Source organism: Parafannyhessea umbonata, from assembly GCF_900105025.1.
GTDB lineage: Bacteria > Actinomycetota > Coriobacteriia > Coriobacteriales > Atopobiaceae > Parafannyhessea > Parafannyhessea umbonata.
In genome coordinates, this window is record NZ_LT629759.1 from 2167910 (window position 1) to 2194011 (window position 26102).

General features: G+C 64.7%; 20 protein-coding genes and 2 tRNA genes. 14 read left to right on the plus strand and 8 right to left on the minus strand.

What is annotated here, in order from left to right:
• Nucleotides 1-64: 64 nt before the first annotated feature.
• The gene (locus tag BLT96_RS09720) at nucleotides 65-865 is read right to left on the minus strand and encodes a LytR/AlgR family response regulator transcription factor (protein WP_090863872.1); all 801 of its coding nucleotides are present in this window, start codon (nucleotides 863-865) and stop codon (nucleotides 65-67) included.
• Nucleotides 866-1222: 357 nt separating this feature from the next.
• Here BLT96_RS09720 and BLT96_RS09725 point away from each other — a divergent pair, with 357 nt between their 5' ends.
• From BLT96_RS09725 to BLT96_RS09745, 6 genes are all read left to right on the plus strand, one after another.
• Complete coding sequence (locus BLT96_RS09725; protein WP_216627896.1) at nucleotides 1223-3577, plus strand: VWA domain-containing protein; 2355 nt, start codon at nucleotides 1223-1225, stop codon at nucleotides 3575-3577.
• Between the two features lie 59 nt (nucleotides 3578-3636).
• On the plus strand, nucleotides 3637-3969 hold the full coding sequence (locus tag BLT96_RS10625) for a hypothetical protein (RefSeq protein WP_157692210.1): 333 nt from the start codon (nucleotides 3637-3639) through the stop codon (nucleotides 3967-3969).
• A complete protein-coding gene (lepB, locus tag BLT96_RS09730) occupies nucleotides 3962-4510 on the plus strand; it encodes a signal peptidase I (RefSeq protein WP_157692211.1) in 549 nt (182 codons plus the stop codon). The genes BLT96_RS10625 and lepB overlap by 8 nt, the downstream gene beginning before the upstream one ends.
• 71 nt (nucleotides 4511-4581) lie before the next feature.
• Nucleotides 4582-5595 (plus strand): DUF7601 domain-containing protein, encoded by a 1014-nt coding sequence (locus BLT96_RS09735; protein WP_090863879.1) that lies wholly within the window; start codon nucleotides 4582-4584, stop codon nucleotides 5593-5595.
• 98 nt (nucleotides 5596-5693) lie between these two features.
• Entirely contained in the window at nucleotides 5694-6464 is a 771-nt protein-coding gene (gene srtB / locus BLT96_RS09740; RefSeq protein WP_090863881.1) for a class B sortase, read from the plus strand.
• 20 nt (nucleotides 6465-6484) lie between these two features.
• Nucleotides 6485-7540: a Spy0128 family protein gene (locus BLT96_RS09745; RefSeq protein ID WP_090863883.1), complete on the plus strand. Its 1056-nt coding sequence runs from the start codon at nucleotides 6485-6487 to the stop codon at nucleotides 7538-7540.
• Nucleotides 7541-8295: 755 nt separating this feature from the next.
• Here the strand turns inward: BLT96_RS09745 and BLT96_RS10910 are convergent.
• Nucleotides 8296-8424 (minus strand): hypothetical protein, encoded by a 129-nt coding sequence (locus tag BLT96_RS10910; RefSeq protein ID WP_272867354.1) that lies wholly within the window; start codon nucleotides 8422-8424, stop codon nucleotides 8296-8298.
• 251 nt (nucleotides 8425-8675) lie between these two features.
• Between BLT96_RS10910 and mfd the strand changes: the two genes are divergently transcribed.
• The 5 genes from mfd to BLT96_RS09770 all read left to right on the plus strand — a co-directional run bounded on the left by mfd (nucleotide 8676) and on the right by BLT96_RS09770 (nucleotide 15908).
• Nucleotides 8676-12143, plus strand: coding sequence for a transcription-repair coupling factor (gene mfd, locus BLT96_RS09750; protein WP_090863885.1), 3468 nt, complete (start codon nucleotides 8676-8678; stop codon nucleotides 12141-12143).
• Between the two features lie 3 nt (nucleotides 12144-12146).
• Nucleotides 12147-13121 (plus strand): nucleoside triphosphate pyrophosphohydrolase, encoded by a 975-nt coding sequence (gene mazG / locus BLT96_RS09755; protein ID WP_090863887.1) that lies wholly within the window; start codon nucleotides 12147-12149, stop codon nucleotides 13119-13121.
• 245 nt (nucleotides 13122-13366) lie between these two features.
• Nucleotides 13367-14434, plus strand: coding sequence for a septum formation initiator family protein (locus tag BLT96_RS09760; RefSeq protein WP_090863890.1), 1068 nt, complete (start codon nucleotides 13367-13369; stop codon nucleotides 14432-14434).
• The gene (locus BLT96_RS09765; protein WP_090863892.1) at nucleotides 14431-15420 is read left to right on the plus strand and encodes a Ppx/GppA phosphatase family protein; all 990 of its coding nucleotides are present in this window, start codon (nucleotides 14431-14433) and stop codon (nucleotides 15418-15420) included. The genes BLT96_RS09760 and BLT96_RS09765 overlap by 4 nt, the downstream gene beginning before the upstream one ends.
• Before the next feature lie 403 nt (nucleotides 15421-15823).
• Nucleotides 15824-15908 (plus strand) — tRNA-Leu (locus BLT96_RS09770).
• Nucleotides 15909-16012: 104 nt separating this feature from the next.
• On the opposite strand, the gene BLT96_RS09775 is transcribed toward BLT96_RS09770, so the two are convergent.
• Nucleotides 16013-16429, minus strand: a complete 417-nt coding sequence (locus BLT96_RS09775; protein WP_090846073.1) for a hypothetical protein — start codon at nucleotides 16427-16429, stop codon at nucleotides 16013-16015.
• A 355-nt stretch (nucleotides 16430-16784) separates the two neighbouring features.
• Here BLT96_RS09775 and BLT96_RS09780 point away from each other — a divergent pair, with 355 nt between their 5' ends.
• Both BLT96_RS09780 and BLT96_RS09785 read left to right on the plus strand, forming a co-directional pair.
• Nucleotides 16785-18509, plus strand: a complete 1725-nt coding sequence (locus BLT96_RS09780; protein ID WP_090863894.1) for a UTRA domain-containing protein — start codon at nucleotides 16785-16787, stop codon at nucleotides 18507-18509.
• Nucleotides 18502-19557 (plus strand): transketolase family protein, encoded by a 1056-nt coding sequence (locus BLT96_RS09785; protein ID WP_090863896.1) that lies wholly within the window; start codon nucleotides 18502-18504, stop codon nucleotides 19555-19557. Before BLT96_RS09780 ends, BLT96_RS09785 begins: the two co-directional genes overlap by 8 nt.
• 342 nt (nucleotides 19558-19899) lie before the next feature.
• Here BLT96_RS09785 and BLT96_RS09795 read toward each other — a convergent pair whose 3' ends face one another.
• The 5 genes from BLT96_RS09795 to BLT96_RS09815 all read right to left on the minus strand — a co-directional run bounded on the left by BLT96_RS09795 (nucleotide 19900) and on the right by BLT96_RS09815 (nucleotide 23468).
• The gene (locus BLT96_RS09795; protein WP_090863899.1) at nucleotides 19900-20205 is read right to left on the minus strand and encodes a helix-turn-helix domain-containing protein; all 306 of its coding nucleotides are present in this window, start codon (nucleotides 20203-20205) and stop codon (nucleotides 19900-19902) included.
• A 137-nt stretch (nucleotides 20206-20342) separates the two neighbouring features.
• A tRNA-Glu gene (locus tag BLT96_RS09800) sits at nucleotides 20343-20418 on the minus strand.
• Nucleotides 20419-20460: 42 nt separating this feature from the next.
• On the minus strand, nucleotides 20461-21432 hold the full coding sequence (locus tag BLT96_RS09805; RefSeq protein ID WP_090863901.1) for a hypothetical protein: 972 nt from the start codon (nucleotides 21430-21432) through the stop codon (nucleotides 20461-20463).
• Nucleotides 21432-22472 (minus strand): tetratricopeptide repeat protein, encoded by a 1041-nt coding sequence (locus tag BLT96_RS09810; protein ID WP_090863904.1) that lies wholly within the window; start codon nucleotides 22470-22472, stop codon nucleotides 21432-21434. The genes BLT96_RS09805 and BLT96_RS09810 overlap by 1 nt, the downstream gene beginning before the upstream one ends.
• Nucleotides 22473-22592: 120 nt before the next feature.
• Entirely contained in the window at nucleotides 22593-23468 is an 876-nt protein-coding gene (locus tag BLT96_RS09815) for a helix-turn-helix transcriptional regulator (RefSeq protein ID WP_090863906.1), read from the minus strand.
• 228 nt (nucleotides 23469-23696) lie between these two features.
• On the opposite strand from BLT96_RS09815, the gene BLT96_RS09820 reads away from it, so the two are divergent.
• A complete protein-coding gene (locus tag BLT96_RS09820) occupies nucleotides 23697-25964 on the plus strand; it encodes a glycogen/starch/alpha-glucan phosphorylase (protein WP_090863908.1) in 2268 nt (755 codons plus the stop codon).
• The last annotated feature ends 138 nt before the right edge of the window (nucleotides 25965-26102 follow it).

Consider the following 26102-nt stretch of genomic DNA (forward strand, 5'->3'; position numbering starts at 1 on the left):
CCCGGGCGCGTGCGGACAGGTGGAAAAAGGCGGGTCGAGGACGCTTTCGTCCTCGACCCGCTTTCTAGCCTCGCTCATTTTTCATTTCGGGGGGTGCTATGCTTCCTGGCTCTGACACGAGCCTCGCACGGACCATCGCATCAAGAACCTCCTCGCGAACGCTCTTGCTGCGACGTTCCGGTATGGGGATGTGCGAGCCGCCCGCCAGGCGGATCTCTCGCCGCGAAATCTGCTCAACGTGCAGGACGTTGATGGCGTAGCTGCGGTGAACGCGCACAAAGTAGTCGGGAAAGTCGCGCAGCAGCTCGCTGAGGGCGACGCGCGCCCGAATCTGCCGCCGCGGCAGGTGGACAATGGTGTACTGGTGGCGGCTCTCCAGGTACAGGACCTCGGCACGGTTCACCACGTGCGAGTGGCCGTCCGTGTCGCGCAGGATGATCGGGTTTCCCCGTGCCTGCGCACTGACGGAAAGCTTGTCGATCGGCATGTCCGGCGGGGCAAGTGGGAGCGAGAAGTGCATGTGCACGAGCCTTGGCTCCTCGGGCTGGACATGCCAGACAAAGGTGCAGCGAAAGCCAATCGCCCCGCGGGAGGGATCGAGCACGTTTCCCAGCAGGAGGATGATGCAGGTCTCCTCAGTCTCGAAGATGCGACGCACCTGCAGCACCCGGTAGTCGAGGATTTTGGAAAGGCTTCTACCCCTTTTGCAATACGATTCCAGCTGCTTGGGTGCGGGCTCGTGTGCGTTCGTGAGTGGGCTCACGAACGAGAATCCAGCGTCAACCTGTTCAAGGCAGGTGTTCAGGTCACCATGCCAGAGGGCGTCGAACAGGTCGAGGGAGCGCTCGGACAAGTCGTACTGCATGCCTAAAACCTCCCAAAATATGCAATCAGTTGGCACATCCACTAAACGCACAGCTGGCTTTCCGGGCCGTACGCTTTAGCACGAGCACGGACTCCGTCGGTAGTCTTGTCCGCACGTTACCAATAAATCTACCAATTACCTTGGGCTTTTTAGACCTTGCGTTAAGGTATTCGGACCAGAGGCCCTTTGGCTCCCTTTGGGTTCGATTACTATGCTAGCAAGCATTTAGGTAATGCGAAAATGCCAATAAAGTGGCACAACATTTCCGTTGGTATTGAGGGTTGCCTTATGCGGAACGAAAAGCAGTCAGGGGTCGGGCAACGCGTTCGACCAAGCTAAGGCCAATCGGGGATGCTCATGATGATTAAACGCAGCAACAGGGGCAAGTTAAGCGGGAGCCTGGGAGGCAGGGCTCTTCCCGACATGAGGAAAGGCACCCAGTGCAAGTGGCGGTATCCGCTGCCTTACGCTCTCATTCTTGTCTTGGGTCTCGTTCTGTCCTTGGGCATGGTACCTGCGACGGCCGAGGCTGAGATATCTGGCCCTCCGGCGCACGAGAAAAAAGCAGACATGAACGCCGACGGTACGGTAGACGTTACCCTAAACGTCACTGGTGCCGTAGATCAATCCAGCGACTCGAGCAAATCCGATGTGATCGTGGTTCTTGATCTCTCGGGTTCGATGAACCAGGTGCCTAGTCCAGATAAAAATAATACCTATTACACCAATGAATATTATCTTAACGGTGGTCGTCGTAAGGTTAAATACTACGAGGCTGGTTGGCATAAGATAGATTATATATGGAAATACTTCGACAAGGCTGGTTGGTATTACACAGATGATAGCAAGCCCTATGAAGGCAGCGACTTTTATCCAACGACGACGAACGAAACAACGCGACTCGATACGGCGAAGAGCGCAGTAAAGAGCCTTGTCAAAGAGCTTCTTGCCAACAATGAGTCACACTCCGACTCGGTTAACGTTTCGCTTGTAACTTTTAGCGACGTCGCAACTGTAAAGGTGGGACTGACTAACAACGAAACCACGATTGATAACGCTGTAGATGGCTTGACAGCTGATGGTGGTACAAACTGGGAGGATGCTCTAGAGACCGCAGCAGGGATTACGACACGAGAAGGCGCCAGCGCAAGCGTTGTTTTCGTTTCCGATGGTGACCCTACGTTTAGGGCGACTGCTGGAAACAAAAGCGATAACACTAACGGAGATCAAGACAAAAATACAGGCAAGTATTACTACGGTGAGGGCAATGGCGATAGCCTGAATCAGAACTACTACTACGCGAAGCTGCAAGCTCAAGCGATAGTAAAGAAGAAGGGCTGGGAGTTCTACTCTGTCGCGGCCTTTGGCAACGTCAACAACATGCAGAAGCTCGTTACGGATTCCGGGGAGCAGACGAAAGACCATTTCTTCAAGGCCAGCGACAGCAGCTCTCTTAACGCCGCGTTCGAAAGCATTGTCAAGAGCATTACGACGACTGTTTCGTATACGGATGTCTCAATTCACGATTCCCTCTCCGATTCTGTGAAATATGTTCTTCCAAGCGGCGCAGAAGAGCCAACCTTTACCTATAAGAAGAATGAAAAGCCTTGGACTCCTGAGACCTCTGATAAGTTAGCTAAGTTAGTAAACGGAGCTGTCGTCTGGAGCGTTGGCGACCTGGATCCAGACACAACTTATTCTGTCACGTTCAAGGTCCGGCTTACGCAAGACGCTTACGACGCCGCCGCACCAAAGGATGGCGAAGAGGTGGTGTCCGATGTAAAGACGAACTCGGGTGACGCCTCAAAGGATTTTGTTGAATACAAGATAAAAACTGACGTAGACGGCACGACAACGACGAGCGAGTCTCAACAATCGAAATACGATTCACCGACCGTAGCTGTTCCCAAATCCATCCTGCACGTCTCGAAGACCTGGGAGACGAATGGTTGGGGCAACGTGAACCCGCCATCCAAACTGCAGGTTAAGGTCAAGCAGGATGGCGAGGACTACACGACCGTGACGCTCGATGCGAGTAATAACTGGTCGACAGACGTTTTCGTTGCCGCAGGTCCCAAGGGCCATAAGTACACCGTGGAAGAAGTGAATGCGCCGGTGGATTGGGATGCCAAGCTACCCGATGGCGTGACCCTGAAGGGGCTGACTTCGCTGACACGCGACCAGGCAATAACTAACACCATCAAGACCGCGAAGCTGACCATCACGAAGTCGGTTACCGGCAACTTTGGCGACACCTCGAAGGACTTCAGCTTCACGCTCGCGGACGCTTTTGGAAACGCAATCACCAACGTCAAGGCGATTGACGGCACTTCGGACGGCGTGAGCCTTGGGAACAATGGCGACTTCACGCTGAAGAATGACGAGAAGCTTGTGGTCGAGCTTCCCTATGGGGCTTCGTACAAGGTGGTCGAGCACGACCCGAAGGGTACGAACGACACCGTTGACTACATCACCACGATCGATGTGGGTGAAAGTGGCGCAATCACTGACAATAACACGCGCACTGCCAGCTCGCCCGAAGGCGGCATCACGCAAGACACGACCATCAAGTACACCAACTCTCGCCACGTTACGCCGGACGTGGGCGTCGACCTTGGCAGCGGTGCTTCCTATGCAGCCGTTTGCGGCGGGGTTGGTATTGCCGGCGTGATTTGGATGGTCCTCAAGCGGCGGAACAGACTGGGAATCTAGTGGTGCTTGGCATGGGGAAACACTCGAGGTCCGATTCGCCCTACGTGCGGAAGGCCAGCGTGAATCCGGTTGTGCCCGTCGCGGGAGGTACCCAAAGACCCAAGGCGGGTCGCAACCGCACCAAGGCTCCCACGGCAGCCGACTACGGTATGCCGGTACAGACCGAGAGGGCTCCCCAGCAGGAGCCCCTCAGCGAGGAGCAGGAAGAACTACTCGCATGGCTCAAGGCCATGAAGTTCAAGCGGGTGAGGTTTGGCGGCGTAAGCGAGGAGGACGTCTGGAAGAAGATATCTGAGCTCAACCGGCGATACGATGCCTGCCTCAGGGCGGAGCGGGCACGTTATGACGCGCTGCTCGAGTCAAGGGGAATCAAGGGGTGGCCGCATGCCTAGGGTCACCGAGAAGGGCGGACTTGCGGAAGGAGTGATTAAGGCCCGCTGGGCGAAGGCCAGAGATCGCGAAGGTTGGCTTTCGCTCATAGGGAAGGTGACTGTTCTTCTCGCCGCGCTGTGGCTGCTCTTCTCGTTTGTGTTCTGCTTGCACAGGGTGCGTGGCAACGACATGTATCCGGCGATGCAGGACGGGGACCTGGTTCTGACGTGGAGGCTTCAGGGTTCGTACAACCAGAACGATGTGGTGGTGTACAGATCCCGGGGCAAGGAACTGGTCGGGAGGGTCCTGGCGAAGGAGGGAGACGTGGTCGACCTCACGGACGATGGTCAGGTGACCGTGAACGGCACTCCGGAGTCCAACGAGATCTACCAGACGAAGGCAGAGAAGGCCGTCAAGTTTCCCTACTTGGTTCCGAAGGGAAAGATATTCGTCCTGGGAGACTTTAGGACCCAGGCTACAGATAGCAGGAAGCTCGGCGCGATTCCCACGAGCGACGTCGAGGGAGTGACGATCGGGTTGCTCAGGAGGCGTAAGTTCTGAGCCTCAGCAAGTTTGGTGAACGGCGATTTGCATCGCTTTCATATTTGGGAGACCGTTGGAAGGAGAACCACATGAACGCAAAGCTTACGAAGGGACTGGCTGCCGCAGCAATCTCTGCTGCCATGATGCTGGGTGCCGCTGCTCCGGCGCTGGCGGAGGATGCGCAAAACGCAACCGTGAACGTGACCTATACGCAGGAGGGGGAGGGCACGCGTCCGAGTGAGACGCTCACCTACACCTCTGAGAACAAGAGCGTTGAGGGATCCTCCAAGTACAGCGGAACCAACTTCCCCAAGCTCACAGTAACGGGGACGACGGTCGATAGCACGAAGAACGGTACCGTCACGATTAACCTTCCGACATATGATACCGTCGGCATTTACAAGTATGAGCTTACGCCGAGCTATACGGTCAGCAACGATGCGGGTGTTTCATACGACAACCAGCACCTGTACGTGACCGTTACCGTGGAGCAGACTAATAATGGTCTTGAGAGGACGGTGGCCGTCCACCGTGGTTCTGCGGATGGCGGTAAGACCGGCGATATTGCGCTTAAGTACTCCACTGGCAAGCTGACTGTCACGAAGAAGATCACTGGTAACCTTGGTGACGTGCAGAAGAAGTTCGACTTCAAGGTTGAGCTTACTGGTCCCGACGGCAGGGCAATCAACGGTACGTACCACTATACGGTACCCGGAAGTGCCGAGGCAAAGACCATTACTTTCACGAATGGCAAGGCGACCGTTACTGGGGCGTCCCTGGCGAATGATGAGTCGATCGTGATTACCGATCTTCCCGCGGGCGTTTCCTACGACGTGTCCGAGCTCAATGGCAAGGATGCTGTTGCAGAGGACGGAACTGGCAAAGCCGCTGATGGCTATACGCTGAAGAGCGTTGAGAAGCCTGACACTGAGACCATCGCAGCTAACGACAACGATACCGAGACGTATACGAACGACAAGAGCGACGATAACGTCGACATGGGTGTCCTTCTGAACAATGCTCCCTACATCGCAATCATCGGCGGTGCGGCCGTTGTCGCGATTTACGTCGTGAACAAGCGTCGTCACAGCGATATGGACTAGTTGTCGCCACTGACGGCTAGACGCGTTTCGCAATAGGCTCATAGGCTGCGGGCGGGTTGCCCGCCCGCAGCCTACTACCAGTAGAGGAGGTGCGGTACATGGGCGCATCAAAGCCACTTAGGGTTTGCAATAGGGTCTTTAACGTTGTGCTTGCCGCACTCCTGGTGGGAGCAACGCTTTTTGCGGGGTATTCCCTGTGGGACAACCAGCAGGTGTACGCAGAGGCGAAGGGCGTGAGGGACGACCTGCTGAACCTGAGGCCCAAGGAGGGCAAGGACAACAGGAAGGCCTTTGAGAAGCTGAGAAAGATCAACCCCGATGTGGTTGCATGGATAACCATGGATGGGACCAAGATCGACTACCCGATAGTCCAGGGCGAGGACGACGAGGAGTACGTCAACAAGGACGTGTACGGTGACTTTGCCCTGTCCGGATCGATCTTCCTGGATACGCAGTGCAACCCCTCGTTTACGGACGCGTACTCCCTTGTTTACGGGCACCACATGGAAAACCACCTCATGTTTGGCGACCTGGACCTCTATCACAACAAGAAGTTCTTCAAGAAGAGCACGACCGGCGTATTGATGACGCCGGACAGCACGTACGGCTTGGAGGTGCTTGCCGTGATGACGGTGAACTCCTCTGACAGCACGATCTTCTCGCCCACATCGTGGGCCAAGGATTGCTCTGGCGTCTTGAGCTACGCGACGCAGAAGGCGGAGCACATCCACAGCGACGTGGCCGAGAAGATCGGGGCCGACACCTCGCAGGAGCGGATTGTGGCACTTGCCACCTGCTCCTCTGAGGGAACCGAGGCCCGGACGGTACTGCTGGCAAGGATCGTCCCCTACACGGGTGACGGCAAGTAGATGGCGAGTTAGGAAGAGAAATGAAGATCAAACACAGGCTCATAGCGGCTGCGCTCACGCCAGCGCTGCTCCTCCTGGCGGCCCTGTTCCCCTCGAACGCTCTGGCGATCGAGGGGGACGCGACTACCGTAAAAGTACCCGTGACCGTGACCACGTCTGGCCAGGGCATCCCGGGCGAGACGTATACGGTGGAGATCGAGGCGGAGACCTACGGCGCCCCTATACCCAGCGCGTCCAAGATTGACGTAAAGGGCGAGGAGCTGAAGGCAGACACCTACAAGGGCGATCCTGCCGAGTTTTACCTGGACTTCTCCAAGGCTCGCGTGGGCATCTACAAGTATCGCATCTCTCAGGTTGCCCCGAAGAACACCACCGGCCGCGGTGAGTATGACGGCACTGTCTACTACATGACCGTGACGTACGAGCATCCCAACGGAGACATGGGCAAGACCCTGGTGACTGCTGCGGTGCACGAGGGCACGCCCGAAGGCACGAAGGTTGCTGTGTGCAACTTTACGAACACGTACGCGAACCTTCCCGCCGGTGAGATTGACCCGCCCGTCACCAAGAAGATTGCCGGTGACAAGCCTGCCAAGAAGTCGACGTTTGACTTTGTGCTGGAGTCCATCGACGGCGCCCCGCTGCCTGAGGGAGCAAAGGACGGCAAGCTCACGACCAGCATCGAGGGCGAGGGCACCATCGAGTTTGGCAAGATCGACTACACCAAGGCCGGCACGTACGAGTACAGGTGCTATGAGATTGACAAGGGCGAGGATGGGTACACCTACGACAATACCGTCTATACCATGCGCGTAGCCGTGACCGAGGGCACCAAGAACTTCAAGGTCGAGCGTGCCATCGTGGACAAGAACGGCAAGGAGCACGACTCCCTGACGTTCGTGAACACCTACAAGGCGCCCGCGAAGCCCGCTACGGTTAAGAAGGGTGGCTCAGGCGTCGTGAAGACGGGAGACACCAACAACGTAGGCGCCGTTGTTGCGCTGGGCGTGATTGGTGCTGTGGCTGTTGCTGGCGCCGTGGTCATGAGGCGTGACAACAAGAAGGAAGAGAAGTAAGCAAGGCCTCATTCGCAACGCTGATGTTCTAACTCGCATCTAAAGGGCACCTCCGGAGACGCTCCGGGGGTGCTCTTGTGTTGAGGGGCCATAGGATGGCGGCCCGCCGTGGGTAGGATTGCTGTGAGCTTGAGCGCAGAACTATTTCGCGCGAAAGCCCTCATTTGGGGCACGGGCGGAAAATATCGCCATGGATATGGAACTCGAGCTCGTGGCTGGATACACTACAGATACCAGCGGTGCCCGTCGTTTCTTAACTGGGGTGCGGGCAACGCCAGGTGTTGCGAATCGAAAAGCACGGTTGCCGCCGGGTTTTTCTCATTTCCTAACGCTATCCGTTGCGATGTCTATGCTCCCTTACCATCTCCCTCGCCTCCCTGGCTACGTCGAGGAACGTTCGGGCGATGCTCGCGACGATCGCGAGGGCTTTCAGGACGCCATTCAACAGATTTAGCCGTGGGTAACAACGTCCACACTGGGCACCGCTGGTTTGTAAGCCCGGTTGCCGCCGGGCACTTTCTTGACTCTTCTAAACCCCTGCTGCGAGAGATGCCGTTCGCGCTGTGCTGAGCCGACCGGTCAGTCCGCCACGTGCCGAATTGCTCCGCAAAAACCGTATGGACAGCAAGGGGCATTGCTGGGTAGAATAAAGGTACACCAGCGGTGCCCGTCCTTTCTTAACTGGTACGCGGGCAACGCCAGGTGGTTCGAATCGAAAAGCCCGGTAGCCGCCGGGCTTTTCTCATCTCCTAACGCTATCCGTTGTGATGTCTATGCTCCCTTACCATCTCCCTCACCTCCCTGACTACGTCGAGGGACGTTCGGGCGATGCTCGCAACGAGCGCGAGGGCTTTCAGGACTTTAAGGACAAGGTTCATGTCCATAGGCTTACCTCCTTGTTGTGGGAGGCGCCGCCCGCATCCGGACACCGCTGGTGTGTGGGAGATTCTAGCATCCCCCGTCAAGCCCCGACCGAGGTATTTTGGGCGGTTTTGGCGCAATGGCCCGCGCGCCGCAATGTTAGTGAAAGCTTGGTACCACGGCGTGCGTTCGTGGCATGATGTAGGAAACAAGAATCGATGCGCGGACCCGAGACCGATGGTTTTGGGCCCGCTTGCGCTGTAAAGAGGTTCCCATGCTTATAAACAGAGTCGCCCAGAAGCTGCTGGCCGCGCCGGAGCTTGCGCCCGTGCTGCACGAGCTGGACGCCGGCCACGACGCGACGCTTGGCGTGCCGCAGAGCGCGCGCTCGCTGCTGGTTGCGGCGCTGTGGGCGCGCGACCCCAGGCCGTGCCTGCTGGTGGTGTCTGGCGAGGAGGCCGCGGACCGCACGGCGCGCGCCCTGGCCGCGTGGCTGGGCATGGACGTGGTGTGCCGCTACCCGGACCGCCGCGACCTGCCGTGGGCGGACAAGCCGGCGGACGACGCCGTGGTGGGCGCCCGCTGCCGCGCCGTTGCGCGGCTTGCAGCGGGCGAGAAGTGCCTGGTGGTAGCCAGTGCGCGGGCGCTCTTGCGCCGCGTGCCGCCCGTGGGATCCGGCTACTTTGCATCGAGCACGTTTGCCGTGGGCGACGAGGTGGACTTTGCCGACGTGCCACGGCTGCTGGTGGGCATGGGCTACACGGACGCGGGCGACCTCTCGGACGTGACGGCGCCCGGCACGTTCTGCGTGCATGGCGACGCGGTGGACGTGTTTCCCGCGCAGGCAACCTCCCCGGTGCGGTTGGAGTTCTTTGGCGACGAGGTTGACCGCGTGCGCCGCATGGTGCCCTCGACCGGCCAGACCATAGGCGAGCTGGACTCCGTTACGGTGAGCCCATGCCGCGAGATCGCCCTCACGGACCAGACGGTGGCGCGTGCGTCGCGCGTGCTGTACAACCGCGCGCAGAACGACTCGCGTGTGGCCGCGGACCTGGAGATGCTGGAGGCCCGCGCCGCGGAGCCCACGCTCGACAGGTACCTGCCCGAGCTGTACGGGGGCAGCTCTTCTCCCATGGACCACATGAGCGCGGACGCGCTGGTGGTGCTCGCGGAGCCGCGCGCCCTGTTTGACGACTGCATGCACGCGACGGACGACGTGGAATCCGCCGCGCGCAACGCCCACGCCAGCGTGCAGGGACTGTTTACGAACCCGCGCCAGATGGACTTTGGCAAGCAGCAGCGGCTGAGCTTCTCGTCCATGGCGCGGGTGGGCGGGCAGGCGGACGCGGAGCTGGACGTTCGCCAGCCGTCCATCGCCGGCAGCGACGCAAAGCTGCTTGGCCGCATGCGCCAGCTGGTGAACGACCGCGCGAGCATTTTGTTTGCCGTGCCGGACCGCGGTGCGCGCGAGGCGCTGGAGCTTACCTTTACGGACGAGAAGATCCCGCTGGAGGAGTCGCTGGGGGCGGCGGCGCCCAACCGCGTGCCGGTGTGCGACCCCGCGGCCATGCGCGACGTGGAGCCGCTGCCACGCGGCATCGTGACATTTGTGGACGCGCCGGTGCCGGCCGGCGTGGTGGTGCCCTCCGCCGGGCTGGCCGTGTTTAGCGTGGGCGACCTGACGGCCCGCATGGCGCGCCACAAGCGCCGCGTGCGCAAGGTGGACCCCACGAGCGTGACGTTCCCGTTTAAGCCGGGTGACTACGTGGTGCACGCCACGCACGGCATCGCGCTGTTTAGCGCCATCGTGCGGCAGGAGGTGGCCGGGCGCGAGCGCGACTACTTTTTGCTGGAGTACGCCGGCAAGGACAAGCTGTTTGTGCCGCTGGAGCAGGTGGACCGCATCACGCGCTACGTGGGGCCGGACGGGTCGAGCCCGCGCCTGACGCGCCTGAACACGGCGGACTGGTCGCGCGCCACGGGCAAGGCCCGGCGCTCTGCCAAGAAGCTCGCGTTTGACCTGGTTGACCTGTACACCCGGCGCTCCACGGTGCAGGGGCACGCGTTTGCGCCGGACACGCCGGCGCAGGCGGACATGGAGGCGAGCTTTCCGTACGAGCTGACGCCGGACCAGTGCGCCGCGATAGAGGACATCAAGGCGGACATGGAATCGCCGAAGCCCATGGACCGGCTGCTCTGCGGCGACGTGGGCTTTGGCAAGACGGAGGTGGCGCTGCGCGCCGCCTTCAAGTGCTGCCAGGACGGCAGGCAGGTGATGGTGCTGTGCCCCACCACGATCCTTGCACAGCAGCACTACGAGACGTTCTTCAAGCGCTTCTCGCCCTTTGACCTGGACGTGAGGGTGCTGAGCCGCTTTGTGACGCCCGCACAGCAGCGCCAGGCGCTCGCCGGCTTTGCGGACGGCAAGGTGGACGTGCTCATTGGCACGCACCGCCTGCTGAGCGCGGACGTGAACCCGCACGACCTTGGCCTGGTGGTGATAGACGAGGAGCAGCGCTTTGGCGTGCAGCACAAGGAGCAGCTGAAGAACATGCGCGAGCAGGTGGACGTGCTGACGCTTTCTGCCACGCCCATCCCGCGCACCATGCAGATGGCCATGAGCGGCGTGCGCGACATGAGCCTGATCATGACGCCGCCGCCCGGGCGGCTTCCCGTGAAGGTGAAGGTGGGCGAGTGGGACCCGGACGTGGTCTCTGCCGCCATCCGCGCGGAGCTGGCGCGCGGCGGCCAGGTGTACTACGTGAGCAACCGCGTGACCACCATAGACGACGCCGTGGACCGCGTGCGCGAGGCTGCGCCGGAGGCCCGCGTGGGCGTGGCGCACGGCAAGATGAGCGCGCAGCAGGTTGAGGACGTGATGCTGGAGTTTGACGAGCACGAGATTGACGTGCTGGTGGCCACGACCATCATCGAGAGCGGCATCGACAACTCGCACACGAACACGCTGATAATAGAGGACGCGCAGCGCCTGGGTCTGGCGCAGCTGTACCAGCTGAAGGGCCGCGTGGGACGCGGCAGGACGCAGGCGTACGCGTACTTCATGTTCCCGGGGGAGCTTCCGCTGACGCCGGAGGCGACGGACCGTCTGATGGCCATAAACGAGAACCAGGACCTGGGCAGCGGCATGCGCATTGCCATGCGCGACCTTGAGATTCGCGGTGCCGGCTCCCTGGTGGGCGCGGAGCAGCACGGCAACCTGAGCAGCGTGGGCTTTGACCTGTTTACGCAGATGCTGGGAGAGGCCGTGAGCGAGGCGAAGGGCGAGGCCACGCCGGACGCGGCACCCGAGGTGAACATCAACCTGCCGGCCGACTTCTATCTTGCGGAGGAGTACCTGCCCGAGGTGGACAAGCGCGTGCTGGCGTACCGCCGCCTGGCGAGCGCGACGGAGCTCACGGATGTGGACCGCTTGCAGCAGGACCTGGAGAACAGCTATGGCGCCCTGCCGCTTGCTGGCCGCAACCTGCTGGACCGTGCGCGGATTCGCATACGCTGCCAGCGCCTGGGCGTGACCTCCGTCAGCCTGACGAGCGGCCGGATTGCGTACGTGGGCATACAGGTGCCGCGCGCCGTGGCGCTGAAGCTGAAGGAGCGCCGCGCGGTGATCTACCCCAAGACGCGCAAGATGAGCTACCCCTTCCACACCGGGCGCGAGGAGCTTTTGCCCGCCGCGTTGGGCGTGCTTGAGGAAGTTGGCGGCGATGACGAGGGCGAGGAGTAGGCCATGGAGAAAGGCGAGGCGCGGGGCAAGGACGACGTGGCTGGCGCGGGCGACGAGGTGTGGGGCGCGGCGGCTGCCGGCGCGGGTGTGGCTGCGGGCGAGTGCGACGCGGCGGCGCGGGCGGACGAGCAGAGCCGCGCGCGGGCGGATGCGCCGGGGACGCACCCGGAGTTTGACCGGCTGGTGCGTACGGTGTGGCGCCTGCGCCAGCCGGACGGCTGCCCGTGGGACCGCGCGCAGACGCACGAGTCGCTGCGCCGCGACATGGTAGAGGAGGCGTACGAGGCCGCGGACGCCGCGCTGGAGGGCGGCGCGCACCTGGCGGAGGAGCTGGGCGACGTGCTGATGCAGGTGCTGTTGAACGCGCAGGTGGCGGCAGACGCCGGCGAATTCACGATCGACGACGTGTGTCGGCAGATAAACGCGAAGCTCGTGCGGCGCCACCCGCACGTGTTTGGCGACGCAGTGGCCGCGGACGCCGGCGCGGTGGGTGCGATATGGGACGACGTGAAGCGCCGCGAGCGGGAGGGGCGCTCTGACGCGGACGCGCCCGAGGGGCTGCTGGACTCCGTGCCGCGGTCGCTGCCCGCTCTGCTGCAGTGCCAGAAGATATCCACGCGCGCGGCTCGCGCCGGCTTCGAGTGGGCGAGCGTGGACGACGTGTGGGACCAGGTGGCCTCCGAGCGGCGGGAGTTTGAGGACGAGGAGCGCGGGAGCGAGGAGGCGGCCGAGGAGTTTGGCGACGTGCTCTTCTCGCTTGTGAACGTAGCCCGCTGGGAGGGCATCGACGCGGAGGCGGCTCTGGACGCAAGCAACCGCAAGTTTAGGCGGCGGTGGTCCGCGATGGAGCGGATGGCGCGCGAGGAGGGCCTGGAGCTGGACGGCCTGGGCGCCGAGCGGCTGAACGAGCTGTGGCGTCGCGCGAAGTTGGAGGAGCGGGCGGGCGACGGCGAGTCCGGCTCGGGTAGGGCCGAGTGACGCGGGCGTGCGCCGGCGGCCTGGGCCGCGGGACGGCGTGCGCCGAGCCGTCTGCTGAGTTTGCGGGATTGTGAGGAGGGGTCGCGGCGGGCGCGGCCCCTCTGCTATAACTGAGGGGAGGCGCGCGAGCGCCGGCCGACCAACGAAGCTGAAACGAAGACGACGGCATGAGCATGCAGAACCAGACCCCATTGGGCAACGTTGTTGCCCCGACCACACGTGGCGTCACCGGCCGAAGGAGACCCGTGCAGAAGGACGACGGCAACCCCAGCGGCGGCGAGCGCCGTCCCGAGAGCGGCGAGCTCTTGGCAGACAGCGGCAAGAAAGAGGCGCAGGCGCGAAGGCCGCGTCGCGGGACTCGCAGGACCGACGGTCCGCTGGGCAAGCATGAGTCGAAGAACACGAAGAGGATGATTGCGGCGCAGGCGATCGACCCGGCGAAGGATATCGCCGCGTCGAGGGAACGCATGGCCCGGGAGGACGAGCGGGCGAAGCGCGCCGCGGACGCTCGGGTGGACGCGGGCGCTGGTGTGGCGGGCGCTGGTGCCGGTGCGGGCGCCGGTGCGGCGGGTGCCGGTGCGGGCGTCGGTGCGGACGCGAAGGCAGTGGTTGCCGTCGACCACGAGACGGCGCTCGCGAAGTCCGAGGCCGCATACGGCGTGCGCCAGAACGCCGCGACCTACGATGACGTTCGCGAGGCAAAGGCGGCAAGGAGTGCGAAGCACGGCACTTCTCGCCAAGACGCGCGCAGGCGCGGGGGAGGCGCCCGTGCAGAGGGCGGCACCGAGCGCGCCGACGCCCGCGTGGCGCGGAACGGACGCGACGGCGAGGGGCGCGAGGAGCGGCCTTCCGCCGGCGAGCGCGTCGCGGCGGCCAGGGAGCGCGCGGCATCCGGCGCTCAGACGGCACGCGAGCGCGCGACGTCCGCGCGGGAGTGGGCGGCGGCGCACCGCCGGCTGTGGATCGTGCTTGCCGTGGTGGTTGCCGTGCTTGCCGCGGTGTACGGGCCGGCGCAGCGCTACTACGTCTCTGTGCGGACGACGCAGGACCTGCAGGTGAAGTACGCCGCGCTGAAGAGCCAGAACAAGGACCTTCAGAGCGACGTGGACACGCTGATGTCCAAGGAGGGCATCGAGGACCAGGCCCGGAAGAACGGCTACGTGTACCCCGGCGAAAAGGGCGTTGAGGTGAAGGGGCTGAAGGAGGACGGCAAGGACCCGTCGGCCGCCATCACGTACAAGGACGACCGCGCGTGGTACACGAAGGTTCTGGACGTGCTGTTTGGCTACGACAGGAAGACGGTGCTGAAATGACGAGGGTCGCGTGCATCGACATCGGGACGGTGACGGCGAGGCTGGCCGTGGCGGACGTCGAGGGCGGCCGCGTGACGCGGATGCTGAAGCAGTCGACGATCTGCAACCTGGGCGAGGGCCTGACGCGGACCGGTCTGATTGCGGAGGCGGCCGCGGTGCGCGTGCTGGCATGCGTGGACTCGTACCTGGCGGCGGCCCGGCAGGCGCAGGCGCCGCGGATCTGCTGCACGCTGACCTCGGCCGCGCGCGACGCGGGGAACTCGGACGCGCTTCTGGCGGAGCTGGCGGCGCGCGGGCTGCATGCACAGGTGATTCCCGGCAAGGTCGAGGGATCGCTCACGTTTTTGGGCGTGGCGCAGGACTTTGCGGACCGCGAGATCCTGGTTGCCGACAACGGCGGCGGCTCGACCGAGATAGCCGTGGGCAGCATGGGCGCCGCGCGCGGGCTTGCGCTTGACCGCGTACGGTCCGTGGACGTGGGGTGCCGGCGCATGACGGAGAAGTTCCTGAGTGCGGGCGACCCGCCGAGCGCGGACGACGTGGAGCGGGCCCGGCAGTGGGCGCGCGGCATGTTTGACGACGCGGTGGCCGCGGAGGGCGTGCGGGAGCTTGCTCCGGAGCTGATGGTGACGACGGGCGGCACGGTGACGAGCCTGGTTGCCGTGAAGCTGGGGCTGGAGCCGTACGACCCGCGCAGGGTTCACCTTGCCGAACTTGGCCGCGAGGACGTGGAGGATCTTCTCGCCCGGTTTGCCGGCGTGACGGAGGCGGAGCGCGCCGCGATGGCGGGGCTTCAGCCGAAGCGCGCGAGCGTGATTCTGGGCGGCACGATAGCGGTGGCCGCGCTGATGGAGTCGTGCGGGTTCGACCGGCTGACCGTGAGCGAGAGCGACTTGCTGTTTGGGCTTTCGATCTGCGCGGCCGCCGCGGCGGACGGCGGGGCGAGCCCGTTGGGCTGGGAGCCGGACCTGAGCGAGCTTCGGTAGGCGCGCGGCGGGGTCTAGGGCTTGCGAGCGCGCGCCTGAGGGTTTGGGCGCGCCGCCTGAGGCCGACTGGAAGCCTGACGGGGGGCGCGAACGTATAACACCTCAAAACAAGGTTTGCGTTCGCGCGACAAAACCGCAGGATTTTGAAATGTGTCGAAAAATTGTTCTACGTTCGCGCCCGGGGGCAAGCCTCAGGCGGCGGTCGCGGGGCGCCGCATAGGTGTGAAACGGCGGTCTAACGTAGAACTAAAATTTATAGTTCTACGCTAGGGCAGTGAAACCGCAGGATTGCCGGAGCCCGGAAATTATAGTTGTACGTTAGTGGCTGCGGTTGGCGGCTGCGGCGGGTCTTCGCGCGCGAGGGACGCGCGCGGCGGTGGGCTGTGGTAAGGTTTTTGGTCACGGGGGCGTGGCGGAATTGGCAGACGCAGCGGACTTAAAATCCGCCGGCCTAGGTCTTGTGGGTTCGAACCCCACCGCCCCTACCAGCACATGAGAGCGGCGGACGGGAGCGAGTGCTACCGTCCGCCGCTTTGCGTTGCGGGCTGCGTTGCGGGGTGAGGGGGCGCGGGCGGCGCCTGGCGGCGTGGCGCTACGCGAACATGCCGTATAGAAGGCCGACGAAGAAGCCGCCGTACTCGATCACGTAGAAGATGACCGTGAGGATGGCTATGAGCGAGGCCGCGGCCTGCCCGCCTTGCTGGCGCGCGACGAGGGAGAGCACGATGTACAGCGCGTAGAGCGCCGCAATCGCGACGGCGAGGGCGCGGCGGGCGCGTGTGCGCTGCTCGGGCGTGCGGGGCGTGGCGTCATCCGGGCGGAGCTTGCGCATGAGGAAAAGTCCGAGCGAGAACAGCAGGATGGGCATGGCCACGAGGTCGAGGATCGTTGCGAACGCGAATACGTAGTGCGTCTGGGGGATGCCCTGCAGGAACGCGATGTAGATCACGGCGTACGCGGCAGCCGCTGCGACGATTGCATAGGACGCGACCTTTTGCTTGGACGTCATGGACCCTCCTTTGGTTGTTGCGAGTATGGGCGTTTTTGCTAGTACGAACGGCGTGTCTTGCAGCATGAATGGCGTATTGTCCGCGGCGCGACGGCGCTGCCGCCGAGTCGGCGGGCATGCTTGGAGTATACCCGTGGCAGCATGATGGAAATTTCAAAAAGGTATGCGCTCGCCGCGGACGCGAGCGTTAGGGCGGCGTAAAGTCATGCCTGTTCATAACATGTCCTGTACACAACTTGTCTGTATGCAAGTTGTTCAGTCGCGGGTCGCGCGTGGAAGGCGGCGCTGGGGCGCTTGATGGCGGTGCCGGCGGCGGCGTGCGACCATGTGCGACGGCATATGCAGAGGGGGCCTCATGGCCGAGTACGACTTTGGCTTTCCCACCCCGGACGCGCCGGAAGCGGCGGGCGGGGCTTCGGGCGCGGAGCCCACGTTCCTCTCGGCGGATTCGCCCGATCCGCTGAACGTGCAGCTTTCCGAGATCATGCGCGGCAAGATCCGCAACCGCGAGTGGCGGCGGGGGCGCTACATTCCCTCGGAGGCGGATCTGATGGCGCGGTACGGCGTGAGCCGCGGTACCGTGCGCAAGGCGATCGGGACGCTGGTGGCGGAGGGACTCCTGGTGAGCCGCAAGGGGAGCGGGACCGTGGTGGCGGACGGAGGAATCTCTCGGCCGGGAAACGCGCGGTCGTTTAGCTTTGCGGCGTCGCTTCGCGACGGCGGCGTGCGGTACACGACGCAGGTGCTTCAGAAGGACGTGCTGCCGGCTCCGGCAGAGGTGGCGGAGAGCCTTCAGGTGGAGCCCGGCGAGCCGGCGCTGTTTATGCGGCGCGTGCGATCGGTGGGCGGACGGCCCGTGGTGTGCCAGGAGAGCTGGTCGAACCTGGAGGCGTGCCCGGGGCTGGAGCAGGCGGACTTCACGACGGAGTCGCTGTTTGACGCGGTGGAGCGGTGCTCCGGGCGCAAGATCGCGCTTTCGCACATGCACTACTCGTCGTGCCGCGCGGGGGCCCAGCACGCCGCGTGCCTGGCGTGCGGCGCGTCTGACCCGGTGATGGTGCTTGAGCAGAACATCGAGCTTGCGGACAGCACGCCCATAGAGTGGAGCCTCACGTGGCTGGGGCCCAACCAGTCCATCGTGGGCGTGTCCATGCAGAGCGACGGCTTTCCCGGCCCGCTTGAGCTGGACGGCATCCGCACGCGCCCGCGTGAGGGCGCCGCGGTGGAGGACGATGCCACGCGCGCACTGCGCCGCCGGCTTGACCTGGACGCGCTTGCGGTGCGCCGTGGCGTGGTGGAGTGGGGCCGCCGCTACATGGGAAGCCCGCTGCACTTTGGCGGCGCGCTCTCCATGGCCGAGATTGTGGCCGTGCTTCTGGACGAGGTCATGCATACCGGCCGGGACGGCACGCCGTGGGACGAGCGCGACCGGCTGATCGTGAGCAAGGCGCACGCGTCCGTGGCGCTGTATCCCATGATGCTGAAGCGCGGCCTCATAAGCCAGGATGACGTGGACCGCGGCCTGTTTGGGCCGGACGCGCGCATCTTCAAGCACCCGGAGCGCGACCCGCAGCGCGGGTTCGAGATCTCTGGCGGCAGCCTGGGCATGGGCTTGGGCTACGCCGCGGGCCTTGCGCTGTCGCTGCGCCGCAAGCGCCTGCCCGGGCGCGTGTTCTGCGTGGTGGGAGACGGCGAGTGCGACGAGGGATCGGTGTGGGAGTCCGCCGCGCTCATAGGCCACAAGCGGCTGGCCAACCTGACCGTGGTGGTGGACGCCAACGGCATGCAGCTGGACGGCCCCACGGCGCAGATACTTGACAACGGGCCCATCAACAGAAAGTTCACCGCGTTTGGCTTTGACGTGGTAGAGGTGGACGGACACGACGTGATCCAGCTGGCAGATGCCTTGCGCAACCCCGGCGACCGTCCGCGGGCCGTGGTGGCGCGCACGCGCAAGGGGCACGGGCTCTCGTTTGCGGAGGGGCATGCGGAGTGGCACGACAAGGCCCTGACGGAGGAGCTGTACCAGCAGGCCATGCGCGAGCTGGACGCCCGGGAGGAGGCGATTCGCAATGAGTAGCGCGTGCGCGCGGGGCGAGAAGAACGCGGCCGCCACGGCCGCTTCCGCGGACGGGAGGGGCGCCCTTGCCGGAGCCGTCACCGCCGAGGAGTCCGCGCGCTTCTCGGCCATGAACCCGAAGCAGGTGTTTGGCGAGGTCATGGGCGAGCTTGCCGAGCGGGATGGCGGGCTTTCCGTCGTGGTTTCCGACTATGGGCGCCGCCTGAACCTGGACCACATGCGCGAGGTGCTGCCCGAGGGCTTTGTGCAGTGCGGCATCGCGGAGCAGAACCAGGTGGAGGTGGCGGCCGCGCTCGCGAACGAGGGGCTGACCACGTTTGCGCCGAGCTACGCCACGTTCATCACCGGTCGCGTGTACGACCAGGTCCGCGTGAACCTGGGGATGATGCGCTCTCCGGTGGCGCTGGTGGGCGTGTCCGCCGGCTGCGAGAGCGGCATGCTGGGCGCGAGCCACATGGCGCTGGAGGACGTATCGCTCATGCGCGGCGTGCCGAATATGGAGGTGTTCTGCCCGGCGGACAACGCGGAGCTCGCGAGCGTGCTGCGGCTGCTTGCCGCCGCGCCGCGCCCGGCGTACGTGCGCACGAACACGCTGGACGGCGCCAACCTGCACCCGGACGGGACCACGGCCGCGGTCGGTCGGGCGCAGCGGATCTTCTCGCCCGAGGGCGCGCCCGAGGTGAGCCTGGTGGCCACGGGCACCATCTGCTCGCGCGCCGTGGAGGCGGCCAGGCTTCTTGCCGCGGACGGCGTGGCCGCGGAGGTGCTGGAGATGCTGACCGTGAAGCCGCTGGACGTGGCGGCCGTGGACGCGCTGGCCGCGGGCGGCCGCAGGCTGGTGGCGACGGTGGAGGAGCACAGCGTGGTGGGCGGCCTGGGCGCGGCCGTGGCGGAGCGCCTTTTGGAGCACGGCGGCGCGCCGGCTCTGCTGAGGCTGGGCATGCCGGACGCGTACCAGAACGCGGACTCTCAGGCGGCCCTGCTGGAGCGGGCGGGGCTGACGGCCGCGGGCATCGCGGCGCGCGTGCGGGAGCGCCTGCGCGGGTAAGGGAGTGCGGCGTGTGCCGACGGGCCCGATGCGCGCGATGGTGCCTGTTTACGCGAGCCGGTCGAATCCTCAGAGACGCTCGAGGAGTCGCCTGCAGTTTGCGCTTATCTCACGCGCGAGCGCTGGACCAACTTGCTCGACTCCCGTCAGGTGTGCATCACCCGCCTCGTCCAATACCGACTGGAGGGCTGCTGGGATCTGTGTTGCCATGCGCTCTGCAGACGATGTGATCCACTCGAGCGTTACGCCGGCGCTCACGAGGTTCACGTCATGTGACAGCTGCTCGAGGTGACTGCTGTCAAGCATGCCGAATCGGTTCTCGCCTCCGATGGACATGGCCGCTCATGGCGCGATTCCCCACCTGTCTGCGTCGAGGTTCTCTGTCGCAATCATCTTAATCAGGCGATTTACCTCGGCGTCCTCGCTGGGGTTCGCTTCCGAGACGCGTACGTCGAGGTATGCGCCCATTGCCGAGATGAGCGCGATGAACCTGTCCAGGCTCAGGTTGTTGAGCTCGCCCTTCTCGACCGCATAGACCGTTCGCAGCGGTATGCCCGAGGCGTCTGAGAGTTCCTTGCGGCTGAGCTTGCGCGACTCCCTGAGAGACTTGACGAGGGCGCCCGCCTCGACGGAAGAGGTTATCTGCATGTCGGCCTCCCTTCGCACATTGCAACATACTGCAATAATGGTAAGAGTTGCAGTGTGTTGCAAGTATAGCAAGAAGTGCAGCGTGCTGCGACACAAAAGGGCCCGCCGGCGCGTGCCGACGGGCCCGATGCGTGCGATGGTGCCCCCAACGAGACTCGAACTCGTGTTACCGCCTTGAAAGGGCGGTGTCCTAGGCCACTAGACGATGGGGACGCAAGCAAGCAGTATACCAGACTGGCGCCGCGTGCGGGGCGGCTACCACTCCAGCCCCGCATTATCTGCGAACGCGCGCGCGGACTGCACCATGCCGGGCTGGTCTTGCACCCACGTCACCAGGTCCGGCACGTCCACCACGATGGGGTCGGCCTCGTGCACGGCAAGCGTGACCTCCTCGAAGCTGTACGGCGTGGCCGCGGGGCGGTCTGGCAGGTAGGTGTCCACCATCACAGGGCGCAGCAGCGCGTACACGCCGCCCTCGCACAGGGTGTCCAGCCCCTTGAGCGCGCGCCGCGCGGCGCCCATGCGGCCGAGCTTGTAGAACAGGATGAGCCGCGCGAGCTGCGTCCAGCTGTCGCCGCGCCGCCCGAACGACGCCTCCAGCGCATCGAGCGCCGCCTCGTCCTCGAGCCGCGCGAGCGCGAGCGCGCTGGTGTGGCGCGCGCCCAGCGGATCTAAGGGGGAGGCGCCCGTCACCTGGCGCGCCACGGAGTCCGCCATGCGGTAGCGCGCGGAGTCCAGGCACGTGCGCGCGATGGCCGCCTTCACGCGCAGCCGCCCGCGCGCGAACACGTCCGACCACGCGTCCGCCCCGGCCTCCTGCGCCACGGGACCCAGCCGCCGGGTGGCGTCGTCGTCTATCGCAAGCAGCGCGTTCAGCAGCAGGTCCGGATCCGGGTCCTGCGCCAGCGCAAGCAGCAGCTGCGCCTCCGTGCAGTTCGGGTCCAGCGCCAGGGCGCGCACGCACTCGTCGCCCAGGCGCTCCATCCGCTTCGCGCGCTGCGAGAAGAACTCGCCATCGTCCAGGAGGTCGTCACCCTCGCGCGCCTCGTCCAGCGCCGCGACGGCGCGCGCCACCACGGCGAACGCCTCGTCCGAGCCGTCCTCCATGAAGCGCTCTGGGTCCTCGCGCACGGCAAGCAGCAGCTCGGCATAGCCGCTGTCAGAAAGCCCCAGCTTGGCGCGGCGCTTTGCCGCGAGCCTCAGCACCAGCTCCTCGCGTCCGTCCATCACCTGTCGCCCCCGTCCGCGCGAAGCTCCGCCACGTCGCGCGGGTCCAGCCGCTGCGCCTGCGCCGCGACCCACGAACCCAGCGCGCCGCGCCCGTGGCTGTCGCGACCCTCCTGAAACAGCACCGTGGCCTCGGACGCCGCGACGATGAGCTCGTCCTCGCTGTACGGCGGCACGGCCAGGCGGCAGAACACGCCGTCCGGCAGCTCGCGCTGGCTGGCGAGCGTCGCGGCGGCGTGCGGGTACGCGGCCAGCAGCGCGCGCAGCTGGCGCAGGGCGTCGTCCATGTCGTGGCGGCTGTGCGCCAGCGACATGCGCGCGATGAGCTGCCATGCGTCCGGGCCCTCGTGCCGGCGCGGCACGCCCAGGGTCGCGGAGCGCTGCGCAAGGGCGTCCAGTCCGGCCGCGTCCTCGAGCTTGGCGTAGGCCAGCGCGGCCGAGAAGCGCACGTCCGCGGCGTCGTTGGGGTCTGCCTCAAGCGCGCGGCGGCAGATGTCCAGGCACTGCCGGTTGCGGCCGCAGATGAGGGCCTTGTCCGCCATGGTCGCGAGCCAGCGCAGGTACGGTCGCATCGCGAGGTCTGCCTCCAGAAGCGAGCGGTCGCCGTCGTCCTTGGCAAGGGCCGCGTCCCGGGCGGCCGTGCACGAGCGGCGCACGTCCTTCTCGCCCTGCTCAAGGTACTGGTAGAACGCGTCAAAGCCGGCGATCGTGGCCGCGTGCTGCATGCGTGCGGCGTCGTGGCAGCCGGGATCGAGCGCCAGGGCCTCGTCCAGCAGCGTGTGGCCGCGCTGGATGAGCTCGGCCGCGCGGGCGTCGGACTCCGCAAACGGCAGCTGGTAGTCGATCACCATGGCGGCGCGGGCCACCAGGTGAAACGCTCGGTCTGCGTCCGTCTGCGGCAGCGAGTCGCGGTCTTGCGAGAAGCGCCGCCCAAACGATGCGAACGCCTGCGTGGCACCCGCGGCGACGCCGCCGTCGAGCGAGCGCGCGAAGCGCAGGCCCAGGCGCTGGTAGTCCTCGCGGTTTGGATCAAACGACACGGTGCGCCTCCCTCCTGCGCGCGGCCGACGCGGGTGCGCGGCCGCCGTTGCCGTGGGCCCCTGCGCGGGCCCCTACCTGTGGTTGCGTTAGTCAATCCTAGCGAAGTTTCGCCGCGCGTGCTACGCCTTCGCGCGGAACTCCGTGGGCGTCATGCCGTAGCGCCGCCGGAACCTGCGGTTGAAGTACGAGAAGTTGTCGAACCCGCACGACTGCGCGATGGCGCCCACCGGGTCGGACGTCTTCTCCAGGTAGTACGAGGCGGCCGTCAGGCGGCACTCCGTCACGTACTGGCCGTACGTCATTCCCATGTCCTTCTTGAACACCCGCATGAAGTGCGCCTTGCTGTAGCCGGCCAGCCGCGCGGCGTCCTCCACGCTCGGCGGCGCTACGTAGTTTGCGTTTACCTCGCGCAGCACCGTGCGCAGGCGCTCCGCCGCGGGCTCCGCACGATCCGGCGCATCTGCGCTGCGGAAGGCGTACAGTGCGTCTAGCAGCAGAAACAGCCTGCTCTTCACCACCATGGAATACCCGGGCTGCCTCACGGCGCACGCGGCGTCCGCCCCGTCCAGCGCCCAGCGCACGCGCTCGTAGAACTCCGTTCCCTCCGGCACGGGCCGCGCAAAGCGCAGCGTGCCCTCGCGCAGGGGTTCCAGCACGTTGGCGCGGCACCAGTCGTTGGGCTCATGGCTGTCCAGGATGTCCAGCGAGAAGATGATGTTCTCGTACTCCATGCGCGAGCCCTCGTCCCCGTCGATGGCGTGGATCTCTCCCGGCAGGATGGGCACGATGGAGCCGGCGTGCACGTGGTGCCGCACGAAGTTGGTGCTCACGGTGCCGCTGCCGCGCTTGACGTACACGATCTCCATCTGGTCGTGCCAGTGCGGCCTCACGCGGGCGAAGTCCTGCGGGATGGTGCAGAGGTACGTGTTGTACGCAAACCCCGGCGCCTCGTGCACGCCGGTCTCGCGGTACTGCTCGTATCTGGCAAAGTCCATCGGCCGGACACCCCCGTTCTTCTCGCCCTGCGCACGCGCCACGTCCGCGGCGTTGGCGCCCCGCAGAGCCGTACGCTCTGGAAACGGTTGCGTGCTGGAAACACGTCAGTCGTTTCATGTCATGATGCTAGTTTAGTACTAATAGAAGGCATCATGATGCAAGAATTTGCCAGCCGTCTGCAACTATAGTGCTTGTTAACGTCAGCAATGACCTGAAAGGAACCCATCATGACCGAGTTTAGCCTCGCCTCCTATGCCAACAAGCCGCTTGCGGAGTGCACGGAGCTCGAGCTTTTTAACGCGCTGCTGAGCCTCACGAAGGACGCGGCGGCCGAGAAGGGCTACAACCAGGGCAAGAAGCGCCTGTACTACATCTCCGCGGAGTTCCTGATCGGCAAGCTCCTGAGCAACAACCTCATAAACCTGGGGCTGTACGACCAGGTGCGCGCGGAGCTCGCCGAGGCCGGTCGCGACCTGGCCGAGCTTGAGGAGTTCGAGAACGAGCCGTCGCTGGGCAACGGAGGCCTGGGCCGCCTGGCCGCGTGCTTCTTGGACTCCTGCGCCACGCTGGGGCTGCCCGCGTCCGGCGTGGGCCTTGCGTACCACTGCGGCCTCTTTAGGCAGAGCTTCGACAAGAACAAGCAGTACGAGTCGCCGGACTATTGGCTCAGGTGGGGCCAAGAGAGCTGGATGCGCCGCACGCCCAAGCACTACACCGTGAACTTTGGCGACCTTTCCGTCACCTCTACCATGTACCAGATAGACGTGACGGGCTACCACAGCCAGTGCGACACGCTCAACCTCTTTGACGTGGACACCGTGGACGAGCGCGTCATCAAGAATCGCATCAACTTCGACAAGTCGCAGGTCGCGAAGAACCTGACGCTCTTCTTGTACCCGGACGATTCCGACGAGGCCGGCCGCATCCTGCGCGTGTACCAGGAGTACTTCATGGTGAGCAACGCGGCGCAGCTCATGCTGGACGAGTGCGTGGAGCGCGGCAGCAACCTGCACGACCTCGCGGACTACGCCGCCGTGCAGATTAACGACACGCACCCCACCATGGTGATCCCGGAGCTCATCAGGCTCTTGGGCGAGCGCGGCATCGGCTTTGACGAGGCCGTCCAGATCGTGCGCGACACCTGCGCCTACACCAACCACACCATCCTGGCCGAGGCGTTGGAGTGCTGGCCGCTGGGCTTCATCGAGCGCGTGGCGCCGCAGCTGGTGCCCATCATCCAGCAGCTGGACGCGTTCGTGCGCGGGCAGTACGAGGACGACTTTGTCCAGGTGATCGACCAGTGGCAGAACGTCCACATGGCGAACATCGACATCCACTTCAGCCACTCCGTCAACGGCGTCGCCGCGCTGCACACCAAGATCCTGGAGGATTCCGAGCTTGCGCCGTTCTACAAGATCTACCCGGAGAAGTTCAACAACAAGACGAACGGCATCACGTTCCGCCGCTGGATGGTGGAGTGCAACCCCGGCCTGAACAAGCTGGTCTCCGGCAAGATCGGAGAGGGCTGGAAGACGGACGCAGAGCAGCTTGAGCAGCTGCTGCCCCTGGCAGACGACCCGGCGTTCTTGGCGCAGCTCGACCAGGTGAAGCGCACCAACAAGCAGACGTTTGCCGCGTGGCTTGCCGCGCACCAGGGCACCGTGGTCGATCCCGACTCCGTGTTCGACGTGCAGTCCAAGCGTCTGCATGAGTACAAGCGCCAGCAGCTCAACCTGCTGTGGGCCATCCGCAAGTACCAGCGCCTGCAAATGCTCGAGGCCGACGAGCTGCCCAAGCACAAGGTCACGGTCATCTTCGGCGCGAAGGCCGCCCCGGCATACACCATCGCCAAGGACATCATTCATGCAATTATCTGCCTGGGCAAGGTCATCGAGGCAGACCCGGTGGCCAGCAAGTACCTGCAGGTGGTCATGATCGAGAACTACAACGTCACCGCGGCGCAGCACCTGATTCCGGCGGCCGACATCTCCGAGCAGATCAGCCTTGCCTCCAAGGAGGCCTCTGGCACCAGCAACATGAAGTTCATGCTGAACGGCGCCATCACGCTGGGCACCATGGACGGCGCGAACGTCGAGATCGCGGAGCTCGTGGGCGAGGACAACATATACACGTTTGGCGACTCCTCCGACGAGGTGATTGCCCGCTACAAGCGCGGCGACTACAACCCCAGGAGCTACTACGAGAAGGACGAGGAGCTCGCGGCCGCCGTGGACTTCCTCACGTCGGACGCCATGCTCGCCCAGGGCGACGCCACCAACCTGAACCGCCTGCACGACGAGCTCCTGAACAAGGACTGGTTCATGACGTTCCCGGACTTCGCGGACTACTGCGCCACGAAGGCCCAGGTCCTGAAGGATTACGAGGACCGCGAGGCCTGGCAGCGCAAGGCCCTGGTGAACATCTCGAAGGCCGGGTACTTCTCGTCCGACCGCACCATCGCGCAGTACGAGAAGGACATCTGGCACCTGCGCTAAGAGCCTGACCTCCCTATTGCCGGTGTCGCCTCCCCCTTTCGGCGGCGCCGGTCCCCCATATGCATGGCCGAGGGCCGCGCCTCCATCCCGGGCGCGGCCCTCGGCGTTTGGGGGAGGGGAAGGCGGCCCGGGCTGCGC

Coding starts and splice junctions, on each gene's coding strand:
- BLT96_RS09805 (WP_090863901.1), bottom strand. CDS start 21,432: ATGGACGGACGCGAGGAGCTGGTGCTGAGGCTCGCGGCAAAGCGCCGC.
- lepB (WP_157692211.1), top strand. CDS start 3,962: ATGCCTAGGGTCACCGAGAAGGGCGGACTTGCGGAAGGAGTGATTAAG.
- srtB (WP_090863881.1), top strand. CDS start 5,694: ATGGGCGCATCAAAGCCACTTAGGGTTTGCAATAGGGTCTTTAACGTT.
- BLT96_RS09785 (WP_090863896.1), top strand. CDS start 18,502: ATGAGTAGCGCGTGCGCGCGGGGCGAGAAGAACGCGGCCGCCACGGCC.
- BLT96_RS09820 (WP_090863908.1), top strand. CDS start 23,697: ATGACCGAGTTTAGCCTCGCCTCCTATGCCAACAAGCCGCTTGCGGAG.
- BLT96_RS09780 (WP_090863894.1), top strand. CDS start 16,785: ATGGCCGAGTACGACTTTGGCTTTCCCACCCCGGACGCGCCGGAAGCG.
- BLT96_RS09795 (WP_090863899.1), bottom strand. CDS start 20,205: ATGCAGATAACCTCTTCCGTCGAGGCGGGCGCCCTCGTCAAGTCTCTC.
- BLT96_RS09815 (WP_090863906.1), bottom strand. CDS start 23,468: ATGGACTTTGCCAGATACGAGCAGTACCGCGAGACCGGCGTGCACGAG.
- BLT96_RS09725 (WP_216627896.1), top strand. CDS start 1,223: ATGATGATTAAACGCAGCAACAGGGGCAAGTTAAGCGGGAGCCTGGGA.
- mazG (WP_090863887.1), top strand. CDS start 12,147: ATGGAGAAAGGCGAGGCGCGGGGCAAGGACGACGTGGCTGGCGCGGGC.
- BLT96_RS09735 (WP_090863879.1), top strand. CDS start 4,582: ATGAACGCAAAGCTTACGAAGGGACTGGCTGCCGCAGCAATCTCTGCT.
- BLT96_RS09775 (WP_090846073.1), bottom strand. CDS start 16,429: ATGACGTCCAAGCAAAAGGTCGCGTCCTATGCAATCGTCGCAGCGGCT.
- BLT96_RS09765 (WP_090863892.1), top strand. CDS start 14,431: ATGACGAGGGTCGCGTGCATCGACATCGGGACGGTGACGGCGAGGCTG.
- BLT96_RS10910 (WP_272867354.1), bottom strand. CDS start 8,424: ATGGACATGAACCTTGTCCTTAAAGTCCTGAAAGCCCTCGCGCTCGTT.
- mfd (WP_090863885.1), top strand. CDS start 8,676: ATGCTTATAAACAGAGTCGCCCAGAAGCTGCTGGCCGCGCCGGAGCTT.
- BLT96_RS09745 (WP_090863883.1), top strand. CDS start 6,485: ATGAAGATCAAACACAGGCTCATAGCGGCTGCGCTCACGCCAGCGCTG.
- BLT96_RS09720 (WP_090863872.1), bottom strand. CDS start 865: ATGCAGTACGACTTGTCCGAGCGCTCCCTCGACCTGTTCGACGCCCTC.